Source organism: Streptomyces sp. NPDC039423, from assembly GCF_055598725.1.
Genome location: NZ_JBVKAH010000012.1, coordinates 17,304 through 42,517 on the forward strand (window position 1 = coordinate 17,304; position 25,214 = coordinate 42,517).

Genomic DNA, 25,214 nt, shown 5'->3' on the forward strand with positions numbered 1-25,214 from the left:
CCTTGTTCGAGCACATGTGGGTCACCGCCACGTCCTTCGGGCAGCCGGCGCCGGAAGACGACCACGGCTGCAGCCCTACCGAGCGCGCGCTCCTGAAGATCATCGCGGCCGGTGAGACCGACGAAGTGGCTGCGCGGAGGCTGGGCGTCTCACTGCGTACCGTCCGCCGGATGATGTCGTCGCTGATGGAACGTCTGGAAGCCGCCAGCCGCTTCCAGGCGGGATTCCACGCGACGAGACGCGGCTGGCTCTGATCGGTGGGCATGTACGCTCCCGCTCTGCCATCGGCTCCTCGGCGAAAGCGTGCAGGAAACGGGGTGCGAACATGAGGCTGGCGTCCTCGAACGACGTACCGACCACGTGCGTAAGCGATTGGTGCCAGCAGGAGCAGGATCCGCCCACCCACCCAGATGGTTCGCCGGACTGCACGGGCCGGTGCTACGCACCGGCCAGTGTGGCACCCCATGCTGCGGGCATTTCGGCGGCGGCCAACGGCTCTGAGGGAGCTAGTTCCGGTCCCCGCCGCCTGTGGAGGCACCTGCCAGGCCCGTTGCTAAACGTGTCGGGACTAAGGTCATGGCCACAGCCCGGTTGTTGCAGAGAGGTAGACATGTCTTCACCCGCCCCCAAAAGCCCCGACGAGCTGCTTCAGCACTTCGGCCAGGAGGGCATGAGGCAGTTCAAGGCGAACAGCCTTTGGGACGCACGCCTTCCGGACGCAGCGAGGGCCCTGTTGACTGAGGTCGGAGTGCCGTGCGGGGTCCGGCCTTACTGGCGGGCTGCTGCTACGCATGAGCCGGTACGACTTGGAGTTGTGGCAGCACAGTCTTCGGGGCCTCGTGCGCCCGCCGCCCTGGAATCGTGGCTGCGTATCGGCTTCGACGGGCTGGCACACATGTGTGTCCGTCCTGACGGCGCTGTGCAAGCCGTCGTACTGGAAGACGTGGCGGATGACATGTTCGTCAACACAGATCTCGCCGCGCTCAATGCTTCACTTCTGGCCCTGGACCGTGCGCAGCCTGTCATCGCCGCGTCGTCGGGGTTGCAGGAAGCGGCGGCTGTCTTCCGCGACTTGAACGCGGAACTTCGGCGTGTCGACGGAGCGGCTTTTGAGCAGCGGGAGTCGTGGTGGCCACGGGTGCTTGACGACATTCGGCACACGCTGAACTTTCCCTTCTCGGCAGCGTTCGAGTATGTGGATGCCGCCGGGGAGAGGCATGTGGTCACGGAGGCGGCAGGGCCTGGGCGTCTGCATCCCGAAGAGGCCCTTTGGCATCGCTTGTCCGCTGATGGTGTGGAGGCAAGTCGTATCCGGCGTGTCTATTGCGAACTGGAGCCGTGTCTCATGCCGGGGCACTACTGCGCGGTCTGGATGCGGGCCGTCTTTCCGCAGGCGCAGTTCACCCACAGTTTTGATTACGGTGACACAGCGGAGTCCCGTGAAGAGGGGCTGCAGCAGTTGATCAGGCACGCTGCTGAACAGGCGAGGCGCGTATGATGCCCTGGGAGCGCCCGGCTGCCGGCCGGGAACCTGCCGCTACGGCCCTCCTTGGCTGGCTCGTCGATCCGCATGCACCTGGTCTGTGCCTGGTTTCCGGTTCGGCAGGGTGTGGAAAGTCTGCGCTGCTGGCCTGGCTCGTCCACCACGGCACTCAGAAGAACGCCCCCGCGGAACGTGCTGTTCACGCTGTCGTGCCCTCGGCTGGCGACAGCTTGCAGAGCACTGTGTGGGCGCTGGCGAACCAACTTGGCGTGACAGCCAGCACTACGGAGCATCTCGCGGCGGCGTTGGGGGCAGATGGCCGCCGCACCGTCATCGTCCTGCCGGATTTCCACGCGGACAGCGCCATCGAGCTCGTTTTCTCCCTGGCCCCGCTAACCAACGTGCGGCTCATCGTGGAGACTTGCACCGCCAGCTCTGCTCACCGTCTCCTCAGCCGGACCCCCTGCGCGGAGATGAACCTGGATCTCGATCAGTGGAGGGACCAGGCCCGGTACGAGCAATGGCGGGCGCACATGACGGCGGCCCCCGTTCCTGTCATGCCCGCCACTGACAGTGTGCGGGTCGATCTCTCCGACCCGGTCGCCATCTGCTCAGCCGACCCATGGACGGTTACCGCCGTGTACGAGAAGGATGAGCAGGATCACGGCGGTCTGCGCTCGGCGTGGCTTCGGGCGGGACAGTCCCTGTGCCAAGAGCAGCCGCCGGCGGCACGCGCCCTGACGCTCGCCTCTGTGCTGGGAGACCGCGCCGACCCCAGACTTGCTCCAGCCCTTGCGGATCTGGCCAAGGGTGCACCATGGCGACTGGAGTGGAGTCGTGTCCGAGGAGATGTGACCCCGCCCTGGCCAGGGCCGGCCATGGCCCTGGCGACGGGCGCTGGCCCGCTGGCCGGTTGCCTCCTGGTGGCCGACCACCAGAAAACCGTGCGGGTGGTGAGCATGAGTGATGCGACGGCCCGCGGGCGTACGGCGACCGTCAGCGGACGATGCCGGTCCATAGCTGTCATGGCGGACGGCACCCTCCTCCTGCTCGACGAGAGTGGCCACGTGGATGCAGACACCACATGGGCCGCGCAGCCCACAACGTCTGGGCTTGCAGCTCTTCTTGAAGCCCACCCTACTGACGTGGAGTGCCTCCTTGCAGAGCTGAAACAGCACACGGCGACCGCTCTTGCCACCATCCCTGGACCGGCCACCGGGTTCGTGGTGACAGGCACCGGGAAGGGCACGGTCAGCGTGCACGGAGAGGCGTCGGATGCGATGTCCCTGCACCAGGGACCGGTAACCGCCGTAGCCGGTCTCCATCTGCCCGGCGACGGTGAAGCGGCCATGCCGGTCATTTACAGCGGCGGAGCTGATGGCACGGTGCGTGTCTGGTCTCCCGGACATCCCCCCTTGGCCGCACCTGTGCTCCAACGTCCGTTCCCCGTGGTATACCTCGACGCCGCACGAACAGCAGAAGGACCTGCGGTCGCAGTCGCATGGAGCGACGGCACAGTGGACTGCATTAACTGGGAAACAGGTACTCAGCGCAGGTTCCGGCCGGGCCGTCCCGTCCACGCGGTGGCCCTGGCCGAGGACAGCCGGCTGTTCGTCGGGACGGACCAGGCCCTCACCTGCCTCGCCGCGTATCCGGAGACTTGAGGGCCCAAGCCCCCTGGCCGGACTGGTTTCACGGGCCCCCCTGCCGGAACTTGACGGTTGATCACCACGCCCCGGAGAGTTGGGCGGTTGAGCAAGGGGGTAACGATGGGCATGCAGCTACCGGATGACCTGGTGGAGGTACTCGACCTGGTCGGTGTCGACTGGCCACAGATCGACGAGGATGAAGTCAAGGCCTCGGCCAAGGACTACCGCAACCTGGCCGAGGGCATCCGCGACGCGGTCAAGGAAGGAAACAAAGCCTGCTCCCACATCGTTGGCGGCAAGAGCAAAGGCGAGACGGTCAAGGCCATTGACCGACGTTGGGGCACCCTCACCACCAGAGACCTCGCCACTTTCGCCAACAGATGTGACGATCTCGCCGGCGCTCTGGACTCCTGTGCCGACCTCATCCTCGGCTGCAAGATCGCGATCATAACCAAGCTGACCGCCACCGCCGCCACGGCTACCGCCGGCGTCGTCGGCATGTTCTTCACTGCCGGCCTCAGCGGGTTGCTGTCCGCCGCAGCCATCGGAGCGGCACGCTTGATCATCCAAGAGGCCATCGACTACGCCATTGACGAGATCACCACGATCGTCACCGACAAAATCGAAGGCAAAGTCCTCGCCGAGATCGAGAAGCTGTTCACTACGGGCGGCACCTACGACGTCATGGCGTCGGGCAGCTCCGAGATGGCCCAAGGACTGGTCATTGAGTTCGACGAGTTCGAACAGGCTGCGGGCGGCTACAAGGAGACCGCCACCAACTTCGACAAGAAGAAGGGGACCTTCAAGGAGGGCGGCGCGCAGCGCAAGACTTCCGTCAAGAAAGACAGCCGGTTCCACAAGCTCGCCACCGCGATGGATAAGGCCGAAGACGCGGTCGAGAAGAAGGCCGACGAGATGGTCAAGACTCTCGAAGACCACGGTGGCAAGATCGACAAGAGCAAGGGAGATCACAAGGGAACTGACACTGCCGCAAAGGAGAAGATCGACAAGTGCAAGGTCGACAAGCATGATGCCGACGACGTCCCCATGTACCTTCTCAACGCCGACGGCTCCGTACAGGTACTGCTCCCCAGCGGCGACACGGAAAAGCTATCCAAATCCGATGACTCAGGCATCTGGAACATCCTAGATAAAAAGGATGGAACTGCCTGGCGTCCCGCACCAAGAGAGAAGCACGACTGGAACGTTCCTCAGAAGCGAAAAGGACCTAAGGTCAGCTCCACCAAGATTCAACCCGGCAGCACTGACCTTTCTCGCGCAACCGAGATAGCCCGGTACGCCAAGAACGACTACCGCGGAACGAATTTTGCGGCAGGACGCTACGTCGATCCGGACACCGGTCGGGAAATGATTCTCGTTGGTGACAGCCAGGGTCCGCACTCCGAGCGAACAATCGGGTATCCGCTACTCAAGAATGGTCGCGAAGCAGGCCTCCAGGAGGTGTACACAGAACGAGAACCATGTCAGCTGTCACCCAAATGCGATCAATGGCTGGATCTCCATTTCAAGTCAAAGAACCCGAATTTGGAAGTCACCCACGCCAACGACTATGATCAGACCGAGAAAAGCCTGTACAAGAGAGATGCGGAACACCGTAAATACATGGAAGACTTGCAGAAGCGCCACAAGTCCCAAGGCCACCCGTAACTCGAGAGGCGGTTGAGATGCTGACTTCCATTACACCCGATGACGTCTTGCACACTTTCGGGCTGACCGGGGTTACTTACTTCCCCAGCTCCGCTCACCAGCGGCTACACGCGGACACTGCACTCTTCCTGTCCCGGGTTGGGATCCCCTCAAACGAGACATTCTCGCCGAAACTGGACCTAGACGGCCACACCCGGACCCTGTGCGCTCACAGCCTGAAACGTGAATTCGAGATGCAAGGGGAGGAATGCCCGCCTGAAGCTGAAGAATGGGAAGTCTTGGGCGAATTTCAGTACGCCATGGTCGCCATCGACCCTAGCGACGGAAAGATCTACGCCTTTCCCGAGGGCGAGGATTCTTATGTACCCCTGCACGGTGACGCGTCATCGCTAGTACAGTCACTTATGATCCTGAAAGAATGGCAAGACCGGTACAAGGGCCTACCCAATGATGATGCCGGTTATCAGGCCAGGATCGAAGCAGTGGAACAGATGAAAGAGCGTATCGCTGAATACGATGAGACACCTCTGCACAGCGACAGCCCATGGTCGGCCCTCTTCGACGAAATCGCCATGGGCATGTGGGGTTGATCTCGGAAAGCTGATTTAGCCGCCGGCCCGACCGCTCCCATGCCCAATTCGGCGACTCCCGTCTGATGGTTACCGTTCCCCCCCATGCACAAAGGGCGCAACTGAGCGGACCGGATCCGACCGACCGCGGCCAGAACAGAAGCAGACACAGGCCTGAGGATCCCGCCCAAGGGCCCTCCGGGGTGGGCGGGGAGAGCCGGGCGCCCAGGTAGCCGTCCGGGCGGACGACGAACGCCGTCGTGCCTGTGCCAGCCGCCCCGTAGAGCCGTCCGAACGCGCCCCGGCCGTCGCGGTACACCGGCAGCCGTACCGGGCCAGCCGGCGTGCCGTCGGCGAGCACCGCGAAGGGCGTCCACCCGGCCCCCGGACGCCTCCCGCACCACCGCCTCGAGGGGTGTCGAACCGCTCGTCCACCGCCCCGTCCGCGTACAGCACCAGATGTGGTCGCGGCCGCGCAGGAGGTCGTACAGCCGCAGCGGATAGGCGGCGATCTCCCGCAGCAGGCCGCCGCAGTCCGGCGCCCGCTCCCCCGGCCGGGTCCCGGGAGCGGGGCCAGGGCCGGGCTGCGGGGCCGTCACGAACAACACGGTGGCTCACGGCGGCCAGCCGGGCTGGGCAACGCCGGTCAGGACACACTGCGCTGGCCGGGACTCCCGCCGCGACACCCTGGTGGCGCAGCCGCTGACCGACGCAAAGGCTACCGGCTCGCGCGCCGGAGCGGCCGCCACCCCGGCCGTCTGAACTACCGAGGGTCGAGTGCCCCAGCTCGGACAGCGCCTGACCGGCCACCAGCCCGCCGGCCGCCGTGCCGCCCTGCGGGCCTTGGAGGTCCTGGTGGCCGGTGGCGGTCATGTCAGCGGGACAAGGCCTCCAGCCCTGTCAAGACGCCGTACCTGGCCAACCAGACGGTGGGTGAACAGTCGACGGGCATATACCTCGCCGCAGACGGCGATGGTGGTCTTGACGAGCAAAGGGTCCTTCTCAGCGGCGGCGCGAATGCCGATGATTTCTTCCCGGGTGAGTTGCTCAAGGGCTACGAGACCGTCTTGGCCGACTTCGTAGACCGGCATGATGTCGTCGTCCGGCGGCGGGTGCATTGCGGCGATGGCAGCATTGACCTCCGCTGCGACGACGCGGCTGGTGGGCGCCTGCCACGGGCCGTTCCATTCGGTGTGCCGGGCCTCTGCGGCGCGGCGCGATTCCCGCCACCAGGCGACGACAGAAGCGCGGCGTTCAGGGGTGCTGTATAAGGCGTGGGCTCCGCGAAGGCGAGCTGCGAGGAAGCCGGACGGCCGGTGGACGCGGCGGGCCGGGTCCTGCAGGCCGAGTACGGCGATGACGTCAGTGGCCGTCCATCCGGCATCCGCCACGTCGCGGACGACCCAGGCGATCCGGTCAACGCTCGCACGGCCGAGCCAGGGCACCTGGACGCTGAGTTCGCGGGCGAGCTGGAAGCGGCGTCCGACGGCATTCAGTCGGCGCCGCTGTTTGCGGTGCCCGACTCGCTGGAGGGTGCGTCGGCCCTTCCGCCGGAAAGCTGGTTCTCAGGGGGGAAGCGTAGGAATACCGGTAGGGGAAACCGTAGAAGTACCAGCCCCTATTGGGGTGCAACAGGGGATCGAGCGCGGCCGGCGGGAGCGGGGGCGTCTGGCAGGACGGCGTGCGGAGCGGCAGGCTAAGCGGGCCAAACGGTTCATGAGGGGCAGGCCGGCCGGGTCGATGCCGCGCACGCCGCGGATGTACCGCTCGGATGGGCCTGTACGCAGGTGGAGGTCGTCGTCGAAGGCTGGAGGGAGGATGCGGACGAACTCGCTGGCCTGGCCGCCGACCCCGCTCACGCGCGTGCCTTTCGTCCGGTAGGCGAGCAGACCGATCCGACGCAGGAGCGCGAACCATCTCGTCCCTGCCGGGCAACCGACGGCGAAGCGTCGTGCCATTGATCCGGGGCCTTTTGGGTCTGGCACGCTCCGAGCCCCACGACGCTGATGACGGCCACAAGCGCTGACCGATCGTTTCACGATGAGGTCGCCAAGGAATGTGCTGCCGGTGACGGCGAGCGGGGTTTCATGACGGTCGGCGATCAGGTGCTGCTTGGAGCGGGGCGGGCGCGGTCCGGGCCGCCGTGAAACACCTTTCGAGAGCCCGGACCCGTCGACCCGTCACCGGAGCGGTCGTCCGTGGCCAGCGGGCCGGTACGGCGCGGCAGCCCGCGCCCGTCAGCTCCTCGACAACAGTTGTTGCCGTGCGGATTGGCTGCGCAGGTACTCGCGCCCCAGTACGCGTAAGGCAGCCACTGCCGGGGTCCGCGGAGGTCCTTCACGGAGCGCCGGGCCTTTGGACTCGACCGCCCGAAGCCGTAAGAACTGCACCGCGATCAGCGCTCGGACAAACGGGCGGGCAGCGGGTAGAACTTCGGCGTCGAGGCCATGCGCCCGGGTCAGCAGGCTTCTGGAACGTTCCACCTGGCCGGCGAGCAGTCGTCCCACCGCGACTGAGTTGTCCGCCTGGGGAAGCAGATCCGCAGGCGTAACGTCGTGGGCAGTCATCTCGGTGCGTGCGATGCCCAGTCGCCCCAGCGGCAGGTCTTCCGCCAAGTCCTCCATCCAGTCCAGACGCTGCATCGCTTCGATGAGGTCCCGGCACCCTGCCCGGAACGCCGGGCTCGGGGCGCCCTGACCGAGAAGGCACGCGGTGAGCATGAACGCGGGCAGAGAATAGGCCTCGATGTACTCGTGCAGCTGCGACTCATTCGCGAAGCCCTGCCAGCCGACCTCGGCCTCGGCACCGGTGAGGAAGGTCTGCACGTACCCGGTGAGCTGGGGGTGCCGTGCGGCCGTGTGCAGGAGCGTTCGCAGCACCGGGCGGTGCGCTTCTCCACTGCGCAGCACCTGGTGCACCTCACTCGTCCAGGCCCGCAGCGCTGCCGAACGCTGTTGGTGGTTCCCGCGGTCGATGCGGTCATCCGTCTCGTGCATGAAGGCGACGGCTGCGAGGACGTCGGGTACCAGTTCAGGTGGCAGGAACAGCCGGGCCGCGACATATTCCGCCCTGGCGAAACGCGCCACGGTCCGGCGTTGCGCCTCGTAGTCCCGGCGCAGCGGTCCGGCCGGGATGCGCGCCCGCTCCAGGGTCCGTGACCAGCTGGTCGTCATCGCTCACCACGCGCCACGGACCGGTTCGAGCCGGCTTCTGCCCCGGCTGGGGCGGCACCGTGCCGTGATGCCGTCAGGGCGCGTGCGGTCTGCCACAGCAGACGCGGACGTGTCAGCGCCTTGGGGTGGGCTCGCATGTGGAGGACGTTCATGTAGACCTCGTTCACTACCGGGTCCACGACGGAGGCCTCCGTGATCCTGTCCCCCGCCCACCGCAGGAACCGGTATCCGCGCGGGTACGGTCCGAGAACGTGCGGCTGCGCAAGGTCGGCCGTGGTGGACAGCCGCCATGCCGCGTCCACGATCACTGCGGAACGGCGGAAGTACCCCCAGGCGGGGGCATGCGGGTCGGCTCCCGAGTTCAGATGCGCGGACAGGCAGGAGGCATGAAGGGCGGCAACGGTCAGCCCCTGCCCGTAGACGGGATTGACCGACGCAAGGGCGTCACCGACCACGACCAAACCGCCGGGGAACCGGTTGAGGTCGGTGTAGGTGCGCCGCTGGCTCTCCCGGAAGTGGAAGGGCTCGACCGCACTGTCCATGGAGCACGAGTCCGCGACCGTCCTCAACGGTGAAACACAGCGGCGCATACGTGTAAGGAACTCGTCCTTGCTGGTACCGGGAGCGTGGCGGGCGTAACCGGCCAGCACGACGCTCCATCGGTCGCCCTCGATCGCCGCCAGCGCTCCTGGCTCGACGATCGCGGGCTGGTAGTCGCTGGCCGGCCCGGGTGTCGAGTGGGCGATCACGGTGCCGGGGAGTTCCGTCCCACGCCGGAACGTGGCAGTGGCGTAGCCGAGGTCGACCCGCATGCGGTCGACCGGAGCTGCTCCCCATCCGTGGCGTTCAAGCCACGAGCCGAGCCGGCTGGACCGGCCCATGGCATCAACGACAAGGTCCGCGGTGATCGCCTCGGACGCGCCAGCCGTGACGCCGACCTTGACGCCGGCGACCCGGTCTCCGCTGAGGACCAGGTCGCGGGCCACGCCGCTGTGGAGACGCACGTGCGGGAGGGCGGTGACGCGTCGGCGGACGTGCCCCTCGAGGTAGGGACGCGACGCGCCGAGCATGCTGAGCCGCGCGACCGGGGGCTTGAGTACTCCATCGACGTAGAACCGCACCGCTGGGCCGGCTCCCAGAAGTGCTCCGCCCTCGACGAGTTCCTCGGTCAGTCCGGGCAGCCAGCGCTCCAGTTGGGTGTGTCCCATGGCGAGGAGGGCGTGCAACTGAGCCCGGTGTGGCGCACCACGGGTGGGTGTGCTGTCGTCCGGCGTTTCCGGTTCCACGATCACGACCTCTTCGGCGTGGTCGCTGAGAATGCGAGCCGCCAGAAGGCCCGCGAAGCTACCGCCGAGAACTATCGCCCGTTGCACCATTTTCCCCAAGAGACCGATGGTTGCCCGGCTCGTGGACACGGCCGGATTGCTTAGAGAGCCTCAGCGGAGGCTACCTGGCCGGCCGGCAGGAGCGGTCGGCTCAGGGAGCAGCTCGGCCGAGTACAGCCGCTGAGCAGCCAGGGTGAGCGGGTGGTTGAGCGCTCTGAACACGCTGATGAGCCGCGCCCGCTCGTCGGCCGCCGCGGTGTTCTCTCCTGGAAGGGACACGAGCGGCCGGGACGGCGCCGACGGCGTCCTTGAGCAACACGGCCGTGATAATGGATTCGAGGTCTTCCTCTGCGACCTTGAATCGCCCACTTCTGCGCAGCTCCGCGACGGTGTGCAGTGGCTGCTCGGCGATCCAAGGGCGCACGGTGCGGACGCCGTCGAGGATCTCGATGACGCGGCGGTGCAGCATGAAGCGGACGTTCATCAGACGGCCGCTGTAAGCGCTGGTGGGGCTGAAGGCCAAATCGCGGTCCACGCCGGCGACGACCAACTCCCACAGAGGTTGCAGCGCACGGAGGTCGCGTCGTTCCCGCAGCCACGCATGGACGGCAGCACCGGTCATGCCATAGCTGGTGGTGAGGGCACCCGCGGAGCCGAAGCCTGCCCCGAGGACACCGATACCGTCGAGGGCCTGAGAGCCGAGGGCAGCAGCCACGATGGCCGGGGCGAAGCAGACGACGTATCCCCAGACCAACAACATGCTCACGGAAAAATAGTGGAGAGCGTGTTGGAGGCGCGGGTCCTCCAGCCGGGTGCGCCGCGCTTGACGGTAGGTGTTCAGGGTGCCGCAACTGAGCATGATCAAAAAGATCGCAAGGAACGCCTGCACATGGGGCTCGGTCCTCGCACTCCGCCGAGCCGCGACTACTGCTGCTTCTGGAGGGCTTCGGCCGTCTGGTTCGTCGATCTGGCGCGCGAGCGGATAGTGCGTACTCCCTGGGCACTTATGGCAGGCGAACTCTGTGTCAACGCGAGCCTGAACTGGGGCAGCGTCAGCAGTCAGGCACGATGGGACCGGCCCCTACGTGGGCACCCTGTTGTGCTCAGAAGAGGTCCCTGAGAAGTACAGGAACCCTGACCCGCCGCCCTGGGGAAACTCACACGAGCGCGCCAGGCTGCTCGCCCGCGGTGACGCGGTCCTCGACGTGCTGCCAGCCCTGCAGCAGGCGCCGTACAGGCTCGAGGACGTCGCCGTCGTCTTCGACCGCCTCGACTTCGGCAACCGGGCCATCGTCGACCACTTCCTGGTTGAAGACCACCGCACCATGCTCGTCCGCTTCGCCCTCACCCGCCCACAGAACCGGCCCCGGTCCACCAACGACTGCTGGGCGCCCGGCGGACCGGTCCATCTGGTACACACTTGCATCGTCCATACCTACAAGCACGCGAGGGAAGAAGGTCCCGTACCAGCCATCATTTTCGTAGCCGCCCGCCACCTCGGCCCCACCCTCATCAGCCGCGAAACCTGGGGCTGAGGCCGCCCTGTAGCCGGTTCACGCATGCGGCGCGTGGCCGGCCAAGCCCACGGCGTGTGGGACCAGGCGCGGAATCCGCTGGGGGACCGGATGCAGTTCCTCGAACACCAGAGACATGACATCCACGTGGCGCAGTTGCCCGTCAGCGCCGCGGACCTCGATGACGGGCCCACCCCCTGGGTACGGCAGGGTTGGGGACGGCCCTCCAGGCGCCGCCCCGGACGCGGACCTGACGAAGTCACCCAGGAGCGGCACAGCCGCCAGCGGGTCACGCTGAACGCCCCCAGGTCACCGCCCAGGTCCTCTACCATGCCACGGATCGCCGGACCAGCTCCCGTCGCGAGCCCCTCGATATCGATATCCATCTTGTGAACCTAACCCTGGCACCATGCAGCCCCGTCGGCAGCCCTGACCGGTCAGAGGTTGGTCCGGGGGGCGGGGTGTAACTGGTCGGGGTGGCGGAGTGTGCGCCGTCTGGCCGTGGCGATCGCGGACGTCTTACGAGGCGAGCGGGCGGGCAGAGGGGACGTTGTCCGCGAGCCGGGCGGCCGGTGGGATGTGTGGGTGGTCAGGGCGCGGATGTGTTCAGTGAAGTCGGGGTCGGGCAGGGGCAGCTCGACATCGTCGTCGACGTAGCTGACGGCTGCGGAGACGTAGTCGATGACCGCTTCGACGGTGGGCGTTTCATCCTTGGCGTGGCCGGTGTGGATCTTGAGGGCTTTCAGTACGCGAAGGGTGGTGGGGAGGCTTGCGTCGGTGGCGATGTTGCGTTCGGGGTCGACGAACTGCGTCGGCTGGTGTTCTTCAGAGGTCGGTGGTGGGGTGGGGGCGGCTTGCTGGTGCCACCAGGTGGCCTGGTCCTGCTCGCCGAGGGCGAGGTGGTGGAGGTAGAGGCAGTAGGAGGCCGCGGCGTCGCCGGCGCCGGCGGCGTACTGCCACCAAAAGCGGGCGGAGTCCTCGGCGTCGGTTAGTTGCAGGATGCAGCCGAGGACGCGGGCGCCGAAGGGCTCGGTGAGGAACTCTCCCAGAGCGGCAACGGCCGCGTCGTCACTCACGACGGTCTCACAGAGCGCGGTCAGATCCTCGGCCGCCGCGCGACGGTCAGCTTCACCAGCTCCTGGACCCGGGGCGGTGGTGGACACCTGGGGGCAGGCGGAGGGCTTGCTGGTGTGGGTGATGTCCAGCGGCACGTAAGGGCGGTCGATGAGGCGGGCGCGGGAGAGGAGTTCGTCGATGGGTGAGGTCACCGGGGTGTCCCTCCTTGGTGATGCTGGGAGTAGATCAATGCGTTGAGGGTGCGCCTCGCGTGGCGGGCTGTGGAGCGTACCGCCGCGAGGGACAGGCCCATTTCATCGGCTACCTGGGCATCGGTCAGACCGCGCAGGTGCTTGAGGACGGTGACGTCCATCTGCCGGGATGGTAGGTGGCTGATGGCCCGGAAGAGGGTCATAGATTCGGTGATCTGGTGCATGGGATTTGTACTGGTCTTCAAAGCGAGGGTGTCGAAGGCCGCATCGACGAGCGTGGGTCGGCCGTTTTCTTTCGGTGCCCTTTCCAGGACCGTCTCCCGCAGCAGCTCCCAGGCGTACTGCTCGAGCCGTTCGCTGCCAAGGGCGTCCGGCCAGAGCAACAGCAGCAGGGTGAAGACATCCCTCACAGCCTTATCAGCGGTAGCGGGGCCGCGGAGGAAGGTCAGGGCGTAGGCGGTGTAGTGGTCCTGGTGCATCTCGCGGAAGGCGTAGTAGTCCAGCGGGACCGCGTCGGAGTCGGCCAGGGTGGAGTCTCCGCTCTGGGCCAGGCATGCGGTGATCCAGGCTGTGCGCTTGTTCGCCTCACGGGCCGCTTGGACCCATTGCAGCCGCACGACCTTGTACGTCATGCCGGACCAGTCCAGTCCCGTCATGACGTCGCGGGTGAACGACCAGCGCGGGTAGCGTCCAGCGGCCCGCAGGAGTTCCGAAAGCTTCGACTTGGGCCATCCCGTTCGCTGGTGCAGTTCCCCGAGTGTCATTCCGCTGGCGTAGAAGGCGTCGCGCAGCGGCTGGAGCCAGGCCCTGTGCGCGGGTCCGGTGCCGGGAAGGATGGGGCCGAGTCGACGGCCGGGCTTGCCGCGTGGGGGAATGCCCTGAGGGGCGGGAGGTGTCGTCATCCGTGCTGCTCCCGCTCTCGCTCCTCAGCGGGGTGCAGCACGGGTGGGAGCGTGGGGGCGGGTGGGGCGGTGGCCTGCACGATGTGCTGCACACCGAGGGCCATCGAAGGAATGAGGGTGGTGATCGCCGCAACCGGCTGCCCCATCACGAGCATCACCACGCTTAACGTGAAGATCACCACGAGTGCCGCCACCGCGGTGATCACCTTGCCGTGCTTCATGCGTGTCCTCAGCCTGTTTCGCTGCTGTCTGTCCGGAAGGCCCGCAGCGTTTGCTGACGCCATGTGAGCGAGCCGGAACCAGCATGGAGTCCGCGTCCAGTACCAGGCGCGTGAAATCAAGAAGCGGGAACATTCGCCTCCACCGGCGCGCGCCCCGACGACAGGAGGGGCGCGCAACGTACGCCGTGCGCCGTAGCGCACCACCCCTGGCGGAAAGTACCGGTCAGCGGAACGTTCCCCGTTTTGCTTGCGCCGTCGGGCTGGGGCCCCTCCAATGGAAGGCAGTAGGTGCCTCGGCGCCGATACGCCTTTCTGTCCGGAAGGCCCGTCGCCCCCCTTGTTGCTGCGAGGGGGGCGCTTCCATCGTGGCTAGCATCAAGCGCCCCCTGCCGTCCTGCACATCGGCACAGGCTCTGGGTGGGCGGCGCCCTGTCCAGTGCACCTGCCTGGTGGGCGAGCCGTGGAGGGGTATCTCGTGTGCAGTAGGGGGTGGTCCATGTCACCGAAAGCCGCACGCGGGCGACTTAGTTGAAGCATCATGAAGTGCGACGAACCGCATGCCGCCATGTCCAGCAGGTGAAGAGGTCGACTGTGAGTGAGCAGACTGGTGCGATCCCTCCGATGCCCACCATCCCCCCTCCATCTTCCCCGCGCCAGCGTCGAGCCCCGTTCCTGATGGGGTTCGGCCTAGGCGTGGCGTCGAGCGCCGTCGTGGCGCTAATCCTTTTGCTCACCATCGGCGACTCTCACCCCTCTGGTGGAGAAACTCAGACAGCAACGCACTCCGTTCCGGGAAGCACCACACCGGTGGAGGCAGCTGCGACTCACGAGGATCCGAATGCGCCCAAGGAAACGTACAACGTCGTTCCCACGCCCGAAGACTTTAGCGTCACCCTGAAAACCACTTCGAAGCAATGCTTCGGTTCCGCCGGATGTAACGTCACTGTGGAACCGAAGGTGTCCTACGTCGGGGCGCTACCGCTGGATCCGGGGAAGTCTTACGCGATTACCTATGAGGTGCGCGGCTCGGAGGACGGATCGATCGTCCAGACCATGGAACTGACAAACCAGACCTCCGTCTCCTACCACCCCACGTCCCTATCCACGTCAACAAGCGCGGCGAATCTAACCGTCGAAGTGACGGACGTGGAGGAGCAGCAGTAAGCAGCCCGAGGGTGTCCGACCTCATAGCGTCTGCTGTCAGAGGTCACCGGCATGCGCACGGGCCTTACCTCACTCGACGTCGGCTCGGCCGTGCGGGTCCGTGCACACCCAAGTCGACGTTGCCCGCTGGACTGAGGTTAGCCCTGAGCGGCCGCCCGTACTTGACGGCAGTCAGAGCGGAAGCGTTATCCCCAGCTCCTGCATGGCTGCCGAAGGGGGGCCTCCTTCGGACCGTTCGGTCTTCCGTCCTCGGCTGCCGGCGGTCACCGTTCGGGGATCGACGGCTTCGGCCGGCGCCCCTGTGGCGTAGAGGCCGTCGGGGGCGGTGTCGCGGTCGTGGGGCAGGAGCCAGAAGACGCGGCGGCGGAAGGTGCCGGAGGCGCGGGATGCTTTGGCTTTGGGGCCGAGGATGGCGTAGCCGACCATGCGTCCGTCGCGGAAGTACGCCGGTTTGCCGCTGCGGGTGGGCAGGCGGTCGAGGCTTTGGCGCACGTAGTCAAGGTTGGTGATGTCCTCGAGCCAGACGAGTTCGGTCTCGTGCTTGATCTCGTCGTCGCTGATCAGGGCGCTCATGCCATCTCCTCGTCGGCGAGCAGTCCGATACCAGGGTAGTACTTCCGCGAATTGGACAAGATCATCTCTTTTGGGGAGGACAGGCCGACGAGCTCCCGGGCTCGGGCGGCGAAGGCGCGGCTGGAGACGGGTGGGGAGCCTTCGCTCTGGCACCAGGCCTTGTACGCGGCATACAGGCTGGACTGTTCGGTGCGCGCGTCGGGGTTCAGGATGCAGGCTTCGTCGAAGAAGCGGCCGGTGTGGTCCTCGGTTTCGGCGTAGGCGTTGGTGGCGATGCGGACCTTGTCGGGGCCGGTGAGGTCTTTGTCGCCGCCGAGGTAGCGGCGTGCTCCCTCGATGAGCCAGTTGAGGATGCCAGGGCCCTCTTCGGCCACGAGGATGTCGGCTAGGTTGTCGATCTTGCGGTCGTCGGAGACGGTGCGTTCGAAGGGGATCAGGCGCATGCGGCGCCAGAAGGCGAAGCCTCCGGTGCCAACTTCCGGGCGGTGGTTTCCGAGCAGCCAGAGCTTGTGGGTGGGGGCGAAGGAGAAGAAGTCCTGGCGCATGCGGCGGGCTTTGATGCGGTCGCCGCCGGTCAGGAGCTTGACGCGGGCCTCGTCGAACTTGTCGCCGGGTTTGACCTCGGAGCAGACGATGACGCGCCGGCCGTGGAGTTCGGCGAGGTCGGTGGGGTGTCCTTCGTAGGGGCGTGCCATGAGGAAGCCGGGGGGCGCGGCGTCGGCGTAGTCGCCGAGGAGCTTCATCAGGACGTCGAGCAGGACGGACTTGCCGTTCTTGCCCGCGCCGAAGAGGAAGGGCATGACCTGCCCGCCGACGTCGCCGGTGATGGAGTAGCCAAGGAGGAGCTGGAGAAATCGGATCATTTCGGCGCCGTCGGTGTCGTCGCCGAAGGTGTCGGTGAGGAACCGGTTCCAGCGCGGGGTGGGGACGGCGGCTGGGCCGGTGGTGGTGGAGCGGGAGTGGAAGTCCTTGTTCGGGTCGGGGGTGCGGACCAGGCCGGTGCGCAGGTCGACGATGCCGGCTGGGGTGCACAAGGCGTAGGGGTCGGCGTCCAGGAGGGCTGCGTTGAGGACCATGCCGGGGGCCGATTTCGCCTGGGCGAGCATGGCGTTGATGCCGGAGGTGCTCAATGCTCGTCTGCGGTGCTTCTTGAGCGCTTCGGCGGTGTGGAGACCGCGCGGGTCGGTGGTGGCGATGTGCTCGCCAAGGTCGCCGGCGGCCCAGAGCACGGTGTCGTCCTCGTCCATTTGCCAGCGGGTGGTGTCCCACCGGTACCAGCCAAGGCCGGGGACGTGCCGGAAGTCAGAGGCGTAGATCCGTACGAACAGCTTGGCGTTGCCTCGGTCGGTCAGAGTATCGGGGAGCAGACCATGCGCGGTGGCTGGCCCCTGACCGTAGGTGGCCTCGCCGGCTGCCTGGGAGGGCACGGGGGCGGCGACAGTCTTGGCGATGATCTGCTCGGCCATGGCCTGGGGGTCGAAGTCGAACAGGACATTGTCGCCGCCGACGGGCGTGTTCACAGACGGCTCCCAGGGCTCAGGGGACGCCGGGAACCGGCGCGCATACCGCTGCGGATGATCTGCAGGCAGTGGCGTTCCTGGCCTGGACGGGCCAGGACTGCTGTCTCCAACAGGACACGTTCGGCGTCCTGCTCCGTGAGGTGACCGGCGGCCGTAAGCCCTCCCACGGTGAAGGCTGCGCGGTTGAGCTTCTCGGAGAAGGCCGCTCCTTCGGGAACCGCGGCGCACGCGGCGACCTCGGCAAGAACGGTCGCCAGGGTCTTGGTCGCCGCGTCGCGGCCGCCGCCGGCTGCTACGACCGCTTGCCTGGCTCGGGCGGGAACAGGTCTGGGGGCAGGGATGTGTGCGGCGGGCAGGTGGTTGGTGCGCTCCAGCTCGAGGGCGAGCCAGTCCGGCAAGGGTGCCGGGGTACGGGCAGTGCCCACGGGCAGATAGGTGCCGGCCGAAGTGCGGGTTCCAGGAGCGACGATGTATCCGCCGTGAGCTCGGACATCGACTTGCCAGGCAAGGCCGCGGTTGGTGCCTGAGCCGGCGGAGCATTGCCAGCGGCGGCTGTCGGTGGCTCGGTACCAGATGTGCAGGCCTCCGGAGGGCGTTCGTACGCGCAGCGTGGTGTCGTCGTCGGCGGGGCTGGGCTGGCCTCGCAAGGCCGCGAGGACGGCCAGGGTGTGGAAGCCGGTGGTCATGGATGAGACGTCGATGTCGGCCGCGATGGGAATGCCGGGCAGGAGCCTGTCACGGGGAGGAGGCTCGGCCGCGTGGGCGTCGACGTCGATGATGACAAGGTTGGCTGGCCCACAAGAGACACCGACGCCCATATGCGGGCGTGTGCCCCACCATTGGCCAATGCGGGTCATGTCCAGGGTCGCGGCGTGGAAGCCGTGGCACCAGCGCCCTGCGGCACGGCAGGTGCAGGTCTCGCGTTTGTGGTCCCGCTGCTGACAGCTCACACAGTTCGAGGCCGGGGTCTTTCTCCCCGCAGCCAGGGGGTGCACAGGCCAGCCGTGGCTGACACACCACCGTGCGATGGCCAGCGACTCAGCGACCGGCGGGACAGATCCTGAGTCGCTGGGAGAAATCCGCAGGTCAGCAGGCATGCGACTCCCCCATCAGCGACCGAAGCGACTCAACGACGGACACAGCCTAGCGAAAACGCTTGTTCGGCGGATCAACCTGCCCTACGGCGGCGTGCCGAGCCGGCTTCTCAGCGACTGAAGATGCGGAGCAGCGACCCAGGGCGTCTGAACACCGTCCACGGTCTCCATGGGTAAAGCCGAGGTCAGAGGCTGATAGAACAGCGAACAGCGACTGAAGCGACTGAAGGTTCCTATATATGACGCACACGCGCACATGCGGTTTCGCCCATATACCCCACCCAGAGTCGCTTGAGTCGCTAGTTCGCGACCCAAAGGCTTCTGACCTGCAGTTCCTGCCAAGTGACTGAGGCCCGGCCGGTCGCTGACGTTCAGTCGCTGCCCCTTCGACGCTGCCTCCGAGCAGGTACTCAAGCGACTGAAGCGACTCAACCTTGGCCAAGGCGGGTGAGATCAGCGACGGAGGGGAGCTCCGCCTGGGGCCGTCAGCACAGGATGTGACGCCGGCTCCTCGCCAGGAGAGGATCCAGTGGACGGTGGCACACCTCGCACTGCAAGTCGCCAACCGCCACTGGCGGCCGAGGTATGGGCAGCACCGCCTGCTGGGATGCCTGGGCGGCCCGCTCGCGGGCCTGGCGGGCATGGCGTGCTTCGCTCGCCCGACGCTGCTCCGCTTCCTTTCGCGCCTGCTGCTGAGACTCTTGCAGCCGCGTACGGAGGTCCGCCGGCAGCACTACGCCGCCGTGGCCCAGGTGCAGGACGGCGAGCGGAATCGTCACCCTCTCCAGCGCGTCGAGTGGGCACGGCGGGTGATGCAGGGCGAAGACCGACAGGTCCGGCGCCCGCCACCACTGGTGCACGCGTGCATGCGCCAGTCCCAGCGAGGTCGCCGCTTCTCGCTTGGAGACGGAGTAGAACCACACCGGCAGTCCCTCTCGGAGCACGATGTGTGGGAAGTGCACCCGCGGGCGCCAGAACCACACATCAACTACCTGCTGCCGGGCGTAGTCCCGATGGCGGGCCAGCCATCCATCGTCCGCCATCAGCTGGCGCTGGGCCTCCAGCGCCACCTTCGTGCCGTCCTTCAGCAGCACTTCGACATCGGCCCGCCGGGCGCGATCCTCCGTCCACTGCTCCAGCCGCACACGCTCGACGCCCGGCAGGGAGCGGGCCCAAGCCGCCAAGACGTGCTTGGTCGTGATGTGCCAGACCGTCTCAGGGCCGTGCCCTCCCGCCGGGGCTCGGCCAGGCGGGTGCGCGAAGTGCCGGCGAACCTTCCCACCCACCCTGCCCCGCGTAACCAGCGGCACCCGGGTGCCTACCGGGGCCTCGAACCCATGGAAGCAGTAGAAGCACACCAGTTGACCTGTCCCGCGATACCCGAGCCGCTTCCACTGCTCCGCTGGGCGCTCGGCGACGTGCACCTCCCGCCGAGTCTCCAGATCGAACCCCACCACCAATAAGTCGTCCTGCACCACGCCCCTCCCCTGCCTGATGTTCCTCCAGGGCGATGTACCTCTGCCCTCCCCAAAAGATCATCACTCCTCTTCCCCCACCCCGACGGCCAAGCAGGCGGAATCCGGGTGGACGCTGATGATGACCGAGAACGACCGCGCATGGGCCTTCGGCGGCATCGTGCTGGGCGGCGCGGTGACGCTGTCCGCCGCCAGCTGGGCCGGAGCGGCCGCCGGCGCCGTCCTGACCGGCGAACCCGCCGCGCCCGCCTCCCCGGTGACCATCTACCGCATGGCCACCGACTGGTCGGCGGTCTGGAGCGGCTCCCCGACCGCCTCCGCCATCGGCGCCGGACTGCTCGACGTGGCCGTCGTCGCCCTGGTCGTGTGGGGACTGCGGGTGTCGCTGCGCTGGTTCCACAACCCCCGCCACCTGGCCACCTTGCACCAGGTCCGTGACCTCACCCCGAAGCACGCGGGCCCGCACCGCGGCCCGCCTGCGCGCCTCGCTGAAGGAGACCGAGCCGAAGCAGATCCCGGCTCGCGACCGGGGCGTCCTGCTCGGCGAACCACCTGCCCTCCGGCGTGGAGCTGCGCGGCTCCGACGAAGATACCTACATCGCCATCATGGCGCCCCGCGCGGGCAAGTCGACCCCCTGGCCATCCCGGTCGCCGACGAGGCGCCAGGGGCGCTGCTGATGACGTCCAACAAGGCCGACGTCTACGCCGCGACCCTCGCCTCCCGGGCCCGCATCGGCCACCTGGATCCTGGACACTCAGGGCTGTAGTTTGGTTGCAGGGGCAGCCTTCGCTACTGGCTCACGGGGGCTTGTGGTTCTAGAAGTGGTCCGGGAGCCACGGCTCGTGATCTGTTGTACTTCGGATCATGCTCGCAAGAGCTCGTTCGGAGACGGCTTGGAATCCGGCCAGGCGGGCGCTGGTGGTCGTGCGGTACCCGCCGGCGTACCAGACCGCGAGCTGCCTCCGGCTGAGCGTCACTTCCCCAGGTACGGACGTGGGGGTGAGTTCCGCGGACCCGTCCTTGATGTGGAGCAGGCAACGGTCCCAGCCGTCGCCAATCAAATTCTCAATCTCGACGTAAATCGTGATGGTGAGGTCGGCGGGCCAGCCGCGCAGTCGGATGGCCTCGGGTGCGTCGAGGATGCGGAGCATCCAGGGGTGCCAGGACTCTGCGGTTGCGCGGTGATGGCGGAGGCCGTGGAGCAGAGTCGGGTAGGGCGGTAGGGCGCCGCGGCGGAAGTTGATGGTCCGGGCCCGGGTGTTGTGTCGGCCGAGGAAAGCGAGCATCGCGGCGGCGGTGGGCTGGCTGGCGGCCCAGAAGTCGTGGACGACCAGGCTCATGCCGTGGCGCTCGTGCCGTTTGGTCGCAAGGGTGAGCAGGCCGGCGGTGGGCAGGCCCGGGCGGGCGAAGCGGTAGGTGGTGAGGCTGCTCTTCTCCTGCTTCCACCGGGTCCACCAGGCGGGGCGGTGGACGGGCCCGTTCCACTGCCGGGCGAGCTGGTGCTGGAGGTCTTCGGCTTCGTCGGTGAGTCCGTGCTCGACTTCGAAGTCCTCTCCGGTGAAGGCCCTCTTGAGGTCGTCGGTGGCCACAGCCCAGGCGAGGACGTCGACCGGGGCCTCCCAACCGAGGCGCCGGGCGTAGCCGGTGGAGGAGGTGACGATGGTGGAGATCACCGCCCCGCGGTCGATGAGGGACCGCAGGCGTTCGGTGGCCATGTCGGTGGCCAGGTGCTCGCCCCGTTCTTCCGGGGCCACGCAGCCGTCGCCGAGGCAGGCGCTGGGTACGGGGGCGCCGCCGAAGAACTGGTCGACGAGGAGGCCGAGGCCGCCCGCGACGACGCGGCCGCTGCGGAGGGCGACCTGGAGGTCGGCGTGCTCGCGCAGGTGGGTGACGTCGGAGATCGGGTGTCCGTAGGCGCGGGCGGCGAGCTGGTCGTACTGCTCCCACAGGCCGCCGTCGGCCGCGGTGAAGGTCAGCTGATGGTTCATGGGCCCGCCCTTCTAGTAGTGGGTGGCGTCGCGGACGGTGTCGGCGTCCAGGGGGACCAGGAAGGTCCGGTTGAAGGCCATCACGTCGGTGTCCGTCTGGTTGCGCGCGATGGTGTGGCAGGTGATGACGCCGTTGCCGGGGCTGCTCTCCGAGGGGCGGCGGGTGAGGATCCTGGTTTCGGTGTAGAGGGTGTCCCCGATGTGGACGGGGGCGGTGAAGCGGACGCGGTCGACGGCGAGGTTGGCGGTGGTCAACCCGCTGATGCTGCGGACGGTCATGCCGGCGACGAGGTTGAGGGTGACGCCGGAGCAGACCAGGATCCGGCCCCACTTGGTCTGGCTGCTGTAGTGGGCGTCGGTGTGGATGGGGGCGACGTTGCCGCTCAGGGCGGCGCCGAGGAGGCTGTCGAGTTCGGTGACGGTCCGGCCGGGCCGGTGCTCGACGACCAGGCCGGGTGTGAGCTCGCCATAGGACAGGCCGACGCTCTCCCGGATCCGGTCGTCGCCGATGGCCCGGTATCCGTGGGGCAGCGCGGTGCTCATGAGGTCCGGTCCGCTTCGGCGACCAGCGCGCGGGCCGCGTTGAAGAAGGGGGTGCCGCGCATGTGGCCGTCGACGGTGGTGACCGAGCCGCCGCTGGCGTCGGCGGCCGTGACGATGGCGCGGGCCTCGGCGATCTCCTGGGCGGTGGGGGTGAAGACGTCGTCGATCACCTCCACGTGACGGGGGTGGACGCAGCCCTTGCCGTAGAAGCCGAGTCCCTTGGCGCGTTCGGCGTCGCGACGCAGGGCGTTGGGGTCGTCGATTTCCCAGGTGGGGGCGTCGAGGGCGGGGATGTTGGCGGCGGTGGCGGCGTTGATGAGGGCCGAGCGGGCGTAGCGCAGGGAGTCCCAGTCCAGGGCGCAGCGGACGGAGGCGGCGTAGTCGGCGGAGCCGAAGATGACGCCGCCCAGGCGGGGCGCGTGCGTGATCTCGGGGAGCGCGTTCAGGGCACGGGGGGTTTCGATCAGGGCCCAGATGTCAGGGGTGTAGCCGTCGGCGTCCAGGGCGGCGGCCACGAGTTCGACGTCGCGGGCGGATTCCACCTTGGGGACCACGATCAGGTCGGGGCGGGAGGCATAGGCGGCGAGGGCGACGAGGTCCTTGATGCCGTCGCGGGTGGTGAGGCTGTTCATGCGGATCCCGAGCGTGCACGGCGGTTCGGGGAGGGCGAAGAAGGCTTCGGAGGCGGTGCGGGCGGTCTCTTTGTCGGCCAGGGCGACGGAGTCCTCGATGTCGACGACGGCGACGGATGCCCCGGAGGAGCGGGCGGCCTCGAAGCGGTCGGTGCGCAGGCCGGGGGTGATGATCCAGGCCCGTCCGGGCCGGCGGCTGCTGTGGGTCATGGTGGTCTACCTTCCGGTGCGCTTGCTGGTGATGAGGCGGTCGAGCTGGCCGAGGGTGGCGGCGCTCGTGATGTCGCTGTCGGTGACGTCGATGCCATAGCGGTCGGTGAGGAGGACCGAGAGCTCGACGACGGCGAGGGAGTCGAAACCGGCGTAGTCGAGGCTGGCGTCGTCGGCCAGCCGGTCGGCGGCCAGCCCCAGGTCGTCGGTCAGGATGCGGACGAGGTCACCGGTCATGCCGAGGGTCCTTCCAGGCGGCGGGCCCGGGAGAGGTCGGGCCAGGTGAGGGTGAGGGCGCCCCAGGTCAGTCCGGCGCCGAACGCGGTGAGCAGGGTGCGGTGGCCGGGCTTGAGGTGTCCGTCGGCGACGGCGCGGTCCAGCAGAAGGGGGATGGAAGCCGCGCCGGTGTTGCCGACCTCGCCCACGTTGCTGAGCTGTCGGTCGGCGGGGACGCCGAGCTGGTGGGCGACGAAGCCCGTGATGCGGCTGTTGGCCTGGTGCGGGACCAGCCGGTCGACGTCACCGAGGTCCCATCCGGCGGCGTTGGCGGCCTGCCGGGAGGCGGCGGCCATGCGGTCGACGGCGTGGCGGAAGACGTCGGCTCCGTCCATGTGGAGGGCGCCAGAGTGGTCGGCGCGGATCAGGTCCGCGCCGGTGCCGTCGCTGCCCAGCACGACCGGGCCGAGCGCCCCCGGCTCGTCGGTGGTGCCGCGCCGCAGGAGCAGGGCGCCGGCGCCGTCGCCGAACAGGGGAACGGTGGTGCGGTCGTCGGGGCGGGGGAGGCTGGCCAGGCGGTCCGCCCCGATGACGAGGACCGTCCGCGCGGTTCCGGCGGCGATGAGCCCGGCGCCGGTGGCCAGGGCGTAGAGGAAGCCGGTGCAGCCGGCGGCCAGGTCGAAGGCGGGGATCCCGGTGAGGCCCAGGCGCATGGCGACGGTGGGCGCGGTGGCCGGGCAACAGCGGTCCGGCGTGGTCGTGGCGAGGACCAGGGCGTCCACGCTCTCCGGTTTGTTGCTGGTCAGGGCCTGCATGGCGGCCCGGACGGCGAGGTCGGCGGTGGACTGCTCCGCTCCAGCGACGTGTCTGCGGGTGATGCCGGTCCGTGAGCGGATCCACTCGTCGGTGGTGTCCAGGCGCGCGGTCAGGTCCTCGTTGGAGACGACGGACGCAGGGAGCGCGGAGCCGGCCGCGGCGACCACGGCGGCCCGGGTCATCGGGTGTCCGCCTTGATCTGCCGGGCGACATCCCCGATCAGGTCTTCCTGCCCGGCGACGATCTGCCGCTCCCCGAGGGCGAGGAACAGGTCGATGGCGTCGACGCCTTCGGCGCGGGCGGCTTCCAGGACGGGGCGCTTGAACCCGGAGAACACTCCGGCCAGGCCGCCGGCGACCGCGATGGAGTCGATGGAGGGCGGGGCCTTCATCAGGTGGTCGGCGGCGATGTCGGCGGCGGACAGGATCTCGCGCAGGCCGATTCCGGTGTCGAAGCCGCGCCGGTCGAGGACGGCCACGAGGGCTTCGAGCTGGGTGTTGCCTGCTCCGGCACCGAACCCGCGGGCGGTCGCGTCGATGAGGGACGCCCCCGCGTCCACGGCGGCGAGCGAGTTCGCGACGGCCAGGCCCAGGTTGTTGTGGCCGTGGAAGATGACCGGGACATCCACGGCCGAGGCGATGGCGTGGATCCGCTCGGCGACGTCGCCGGGGAGGTAGTGGCCGGCGGAGTCCATGATGCCGACGGCCTGCGCGCCGTACTTCACCATCAGGGCGCACTGCTCGGCGAGGCGTTCGGGGCTGGCCATGTGGCTCATGAGTAGGACGCCCTGGGCTTCGGCGCCGATGTCGCGGGCGGTTCCGAGGTGGCGTTCGGTGACGTCGGCCTCGGTGCAGTGCGCGGCGATGCGTACGACGTCGGCGCCGAGGTGGACGGCGGCCGTCAGGTCGTCGGAGGTGCCCCAGCCGGGGGCCATGAAGACGCCCATCTTCGAGGAGGTGAGGGCTTCGCGGACGGTGGTGAGCATCGTGGTGTCGTCGAGGAGGGCGCGGCCGATCTGGAGGCTGGAGGCGCCCAGGCCGTTGCCGTGGCCGACTTCCACGACCGGCACCCGGGCGGCGTTCGCGGCGGTGGCGTAGGCGCGGAGCTGGTCGGCGTCGAGCTGGTGGCCGACCGCGTGGTGTCCGTCGCGCAGGGTCGGGTCGTGGATCACGACGGGGGGCCGAGGATCGTTCGGCGTGCTGTTCACGGG

Annotated in this window: 24 protein-coding genes; 6 read left to right on the top strand and 18 right to left on the bottom strand. The window is 67.9% G+C overall.

What is annotated here, in order from left to right; genetic code table 11:
* Positions 1-2: 2 nt before the first annotated feature.
* The 5 genes from ACZ7LK_RS28855 (at position 3) to ACZ7LK_RS28875 (ending at position 5,390) form a co-directional block, all read left to right on the top strand.
* Positions 3-254 (top strand): response regulator transcription factor, encoded by a 252-nt coding sequence (locus tag ACZ7LK_RS28855; RefSeq protein WP_471144130.1) that lies wholly within the window; start codon positions 3-5, stop codon positions 252-254.
* Positions 255-610: 356 nt separating this feature from the next.
* Positions 611-1,498 carry an SUKH-4 family immunity protein gene (locus ACZ7LK_RS28860; RefSeq protein WP_471144132.1) on the top strand — a complete coding sequence of 296 codons (888 nt, stop codon included), beginning with the start codon at positions 611-613 and terminating at the stop codon, positions 1,496-1,498.
* A 254-nt stretch (positions 1,499-1,752) separates the two neighbouring features.
* Positions 1,753-3,147: a WD40 repeat domain-containing protein gene (locus tag ACZ7LK_RS28865; RefSeq protein ID WP_471144134.1), complete on the top strand. Its 1,395-nt coding sequence runs from the start codon at positions 1,753-1,755 to the stop codon at positions 3,145-3,147.
* A 105-nt stretch (positions 3,148-3,252) separates the two neighbouring features.
* On the top strand, positions 3,253-4,800 hold the full coding sequence (locus ACZ7LK_RS28870; protein WP_471144136.1) for a nucleic acid/nucleotide deaminase domain-containing protein: 1,548 nt from the start codon (positions 3,253-3,255) through the stop codon (positions 4,798-4,800).
* Between the two features lie 17 nt (positions 4,801-4,817).
* A complete protein-coding gene (locus ACZ7LK_RS28875; RefSeq protein ID WP_471144138.1) occupies positions 4,818-5,390 on the top strand; it encodes an SUKH-4 family immunity protein in 573 nt (190 codons plus the stop codon).
* 848 nt (positions 5,391-6,238) lie between these two features.
* Here ACZ7LK_RS28875 and ACZ7LK_RS28880 read toward each other — a convergent pair.
* From ACZ7LK_RS28880 to ACZ7LK_RS28915, 8 genes are all read right to left on the bottom strand, one after another.
* Positions 6,239-6,814, bottom strand: a complete 576-nt coding sequence (locus ACZ7LK_RS28880) for a hypothetical protein (protein ID WP_471144140.1) — start codon at positions 6,812-6,814, stop codon at positions 6,239-6,241.
* A gap of 792 nt (positions 6,815-7,606) precedes the next feature.
* Complete coding sequence (locus ACZ7LK_RS28885) at positions 7,607-8,542, bottom strand: phytoene/squalene synthase family protein (protein WP_471144142.1); 936 nt, start codon at positions 8,540-8,542, stop codon at positions 7,607-7,609.
* On the bottom strand, positions 8,539-9,918 hold the full coding sequence (locus tag ACZ7LK_RS28890; RefSeq protein WP_471144144.1) for an FAD-dependent oxidoreductase: 1,380 nt from the start codon (positions 9,916-9,918) through the stop codon (positions 8,539-8,541). Before ACZ7LK_RS28890 ends, ACZ7LK_RS28885 begins: the two co-directional genes overlap by 4 nt.
* 100 nt (positions 9,919-10,018) lie before the next feature.
* Positions 10,019-10,756: a DUF6545 domain-containing protein gene (locus tag ACZ7LK_RS28895; protein WP_471144146.1), complete on the bottom strand. Its 738-nt coding sequence runs from the start codon at positions 10,754-10,756 to the stop codon at positions 10,019-10,021.
* A 268-nt stretch (positions 10,757-11,024) separates the two neighbouring features.
* A complete protein-coding gene (locus ACZ7LK_RS28900) occupies positions 11,025-11,285 on the bottom strand; it encodes a hypothetical protein (protein WP_471144147.1) in 261 nt (86 codons plus the stop codon).
* A 533-nt stretch (positions 11,286-11,818) separates the two neighbouring features.
* On the bottom strand, positions 11,819-12,649 hold the full coding sequence (locus ACZ7LK_RS28905; protein WP_471144149.1) for a hypothetical protein: 831 nt from the start codon (positions 12,647-12,649) through the stop codon (positions 11,819-11,821).
* Positions 12,646-13,551 (bottom strand): sigma factor-like helix-turn-helix DNA-binding protein, encoded by a 906-nt coding sequence (locus tag ACZ7LK_RS28910; RefSeq protein ID WP_471144150.1) that lies wholly within the window; start codon positions 13,549-13,551, stop codon positions 12,646-12,648. The genes ACZ7LK_RS28905 and ACZ7LK_RS28910 overlap by 4 nt, the downstream gene beginning before the upstream one ends.
* Positions 13,548-13,772 (bottom strand): hypothetical protein, encoded by a 225-nt coding sequence (locus ACZ7LK_RS28915; RefSeq protein ID WP_471144152.1) that lies wholly within the window; start codon positions 13,770-13,772, stop codon positions 13,548-13,550. Before ACZ7LK_RS28915 ends, ACZ7LK_RS28910 begins: the two co-directional genes overlap by 4 nt.
* Before the next feature lie 591 nt (positions 13,773-14,363).
* Here ACZ7LK_RS28915 and ACZ7LK_RS28920 point away from each other — a divergent pair.
* Positions 14,364-14,936, top strand: coding sequence for a hypothetical protein (locus ACZ7LK_RS28920; RefSeq protein ID WP_471144154.1), 573 nt, complete (start codon positions 14,364-14,366; stop codon positions 14,934-14,936).
* Between the two features lie 171 nt (positions 14,937-15,107).
* On the opposite strand, the gene ACZ7LK_RS28925 is transcribed toward ACZ7LK_RS28920, so the two are convergent.
* From ACZ7LK_RS28925 to dmpG, 10 genes are all read right to left on the bottom strand, one after another.
* Complete coding sequence (locus ACZ7LK_RS28925; RefSeq protein ID WP_471144156.1) at positions 15,108-15,509, bottom strand: DUF6009 family protein; 402 nt, start codon at positions 15,507-15,509, stop codon at positions 15,108-15,110.
* Entirely contained in the window at positions 15,506-16,975 is a 1,470-nt protein-coding gene (locus ACZ7LK_RS28930; protein ID WP_471144391.1) for a DNA primase family protein, read from the bottom strand. Before ACZ7LK_RS28930 ends, ACZ7LK_RS28925 begins: the two co-directional genes overlap by 4 nt.
* Positions 16,976-17,025: 50 nt before the next feature.
* Entirely contained in the window at positions 17,026-18,126 is a 1,101-nt protein-coding gene (locus ACZ7LK_RS28935; protein WP_471144157.1) for a bifunctional DNA primase/polymerase, read from the bottom strand.
* 482 nt (positions 18,127-18,608) lie between these two features.
* On the bottom strand, positions 18,609-19,601 hold the full coding sequence (locus ACZ7LK_RS28940) for a competence protein CoiA family protein (RefSeq protein ID WP_471144158.1): 993 nt from the start codon (positions 19,599-19,601) through the stop codon (positions 18,609-18,611).
* Between the two features lie 813 nt (positions 19,602-20,414).
* Complete coding sequence (locus ACZ7LK_RS28945; RefSeq protein WP_471144160.1) at positions 20,415-21,587, bottom strand: GNAT family N-acetyltransferase; 1,173 nt, start codon at positions 21,585-21,587, stop codon at positions 20,415-20,417.
* Positions 21,588-21,599: 12 nt separating this feature from the next.
* A complete protein-coding gene (locus ACZ7LK_RS28950; protein ID WP_471144161.1) occupies positions 21,600-22,130 on the bottom strand; it encodes a MaoC family dehydratase in 531 nt (176 codons plus the stop codon).
* Positions 22,127-22,972 carry an HpcH/HpaI aldolase/citrate lyase family protein gene (locus ACZ7LK_RS28955; protein ID WP_471144163.1) on the bottom strand — a complete coding sequence of 282 codons (846 nt, stop codon included), beginning with the start codon at positions 22,970-22,972 and terminating at the stop codon, positions 22,127-22,129. The genes ACZ7LK_RS28950 and ACZ7LK_RS28955 overlap by 4 nt, the downstream gene beginning before the upstream one ends.
* Positions 22,973-22,978: 6 nt before the next feature.
* The gene (locus ACZ7LK_RS28960; protein ID WP_471144165.1) at positions 22,979-23,209 is read right to left on the bottom strand and encodes an acyl carrier protein; all 231 of its coding nucleotides are present in this window, start codon (positions 23,207-23,209) and stop codon (positions 22,979-22,981) included.
* Positions 23,206-24,186, bottom strand: a complete 981-nt coding sequence (locus ACZ7LK_RS28965; protein ID WP_471144167.1) for a beta-ketoacyl-ACP synthase III — start codon at positions 24,184-24,186, stop codon at positions 23,206-23,208. The genes ACZ7LK_RS28960 and ACZ7LK_RS28965 overlap by 4 nt, the downstream gene beginning before the upstream one ends.
* The gene (gene dmpG, locus ACZ7LK_RS28970; protein WP_471144168.1) at positions 24,183-25,211 is read right to left on the bottom strand and encodes a 4-hydroxy-2-oxovalerate aldolase; all 1,029 of its coding nucleotides are present in this window, start codon (positions 25,209-25,211) and stop codon (positions 24,183-24,185) included. The genes ACZ7LK_RS28965 and dmpG overlap by 4 nt, the downstream gene beginning before the upstream one ends.
* Positions 25,212-25,214 lie beyond the last annotated feature (3 nt).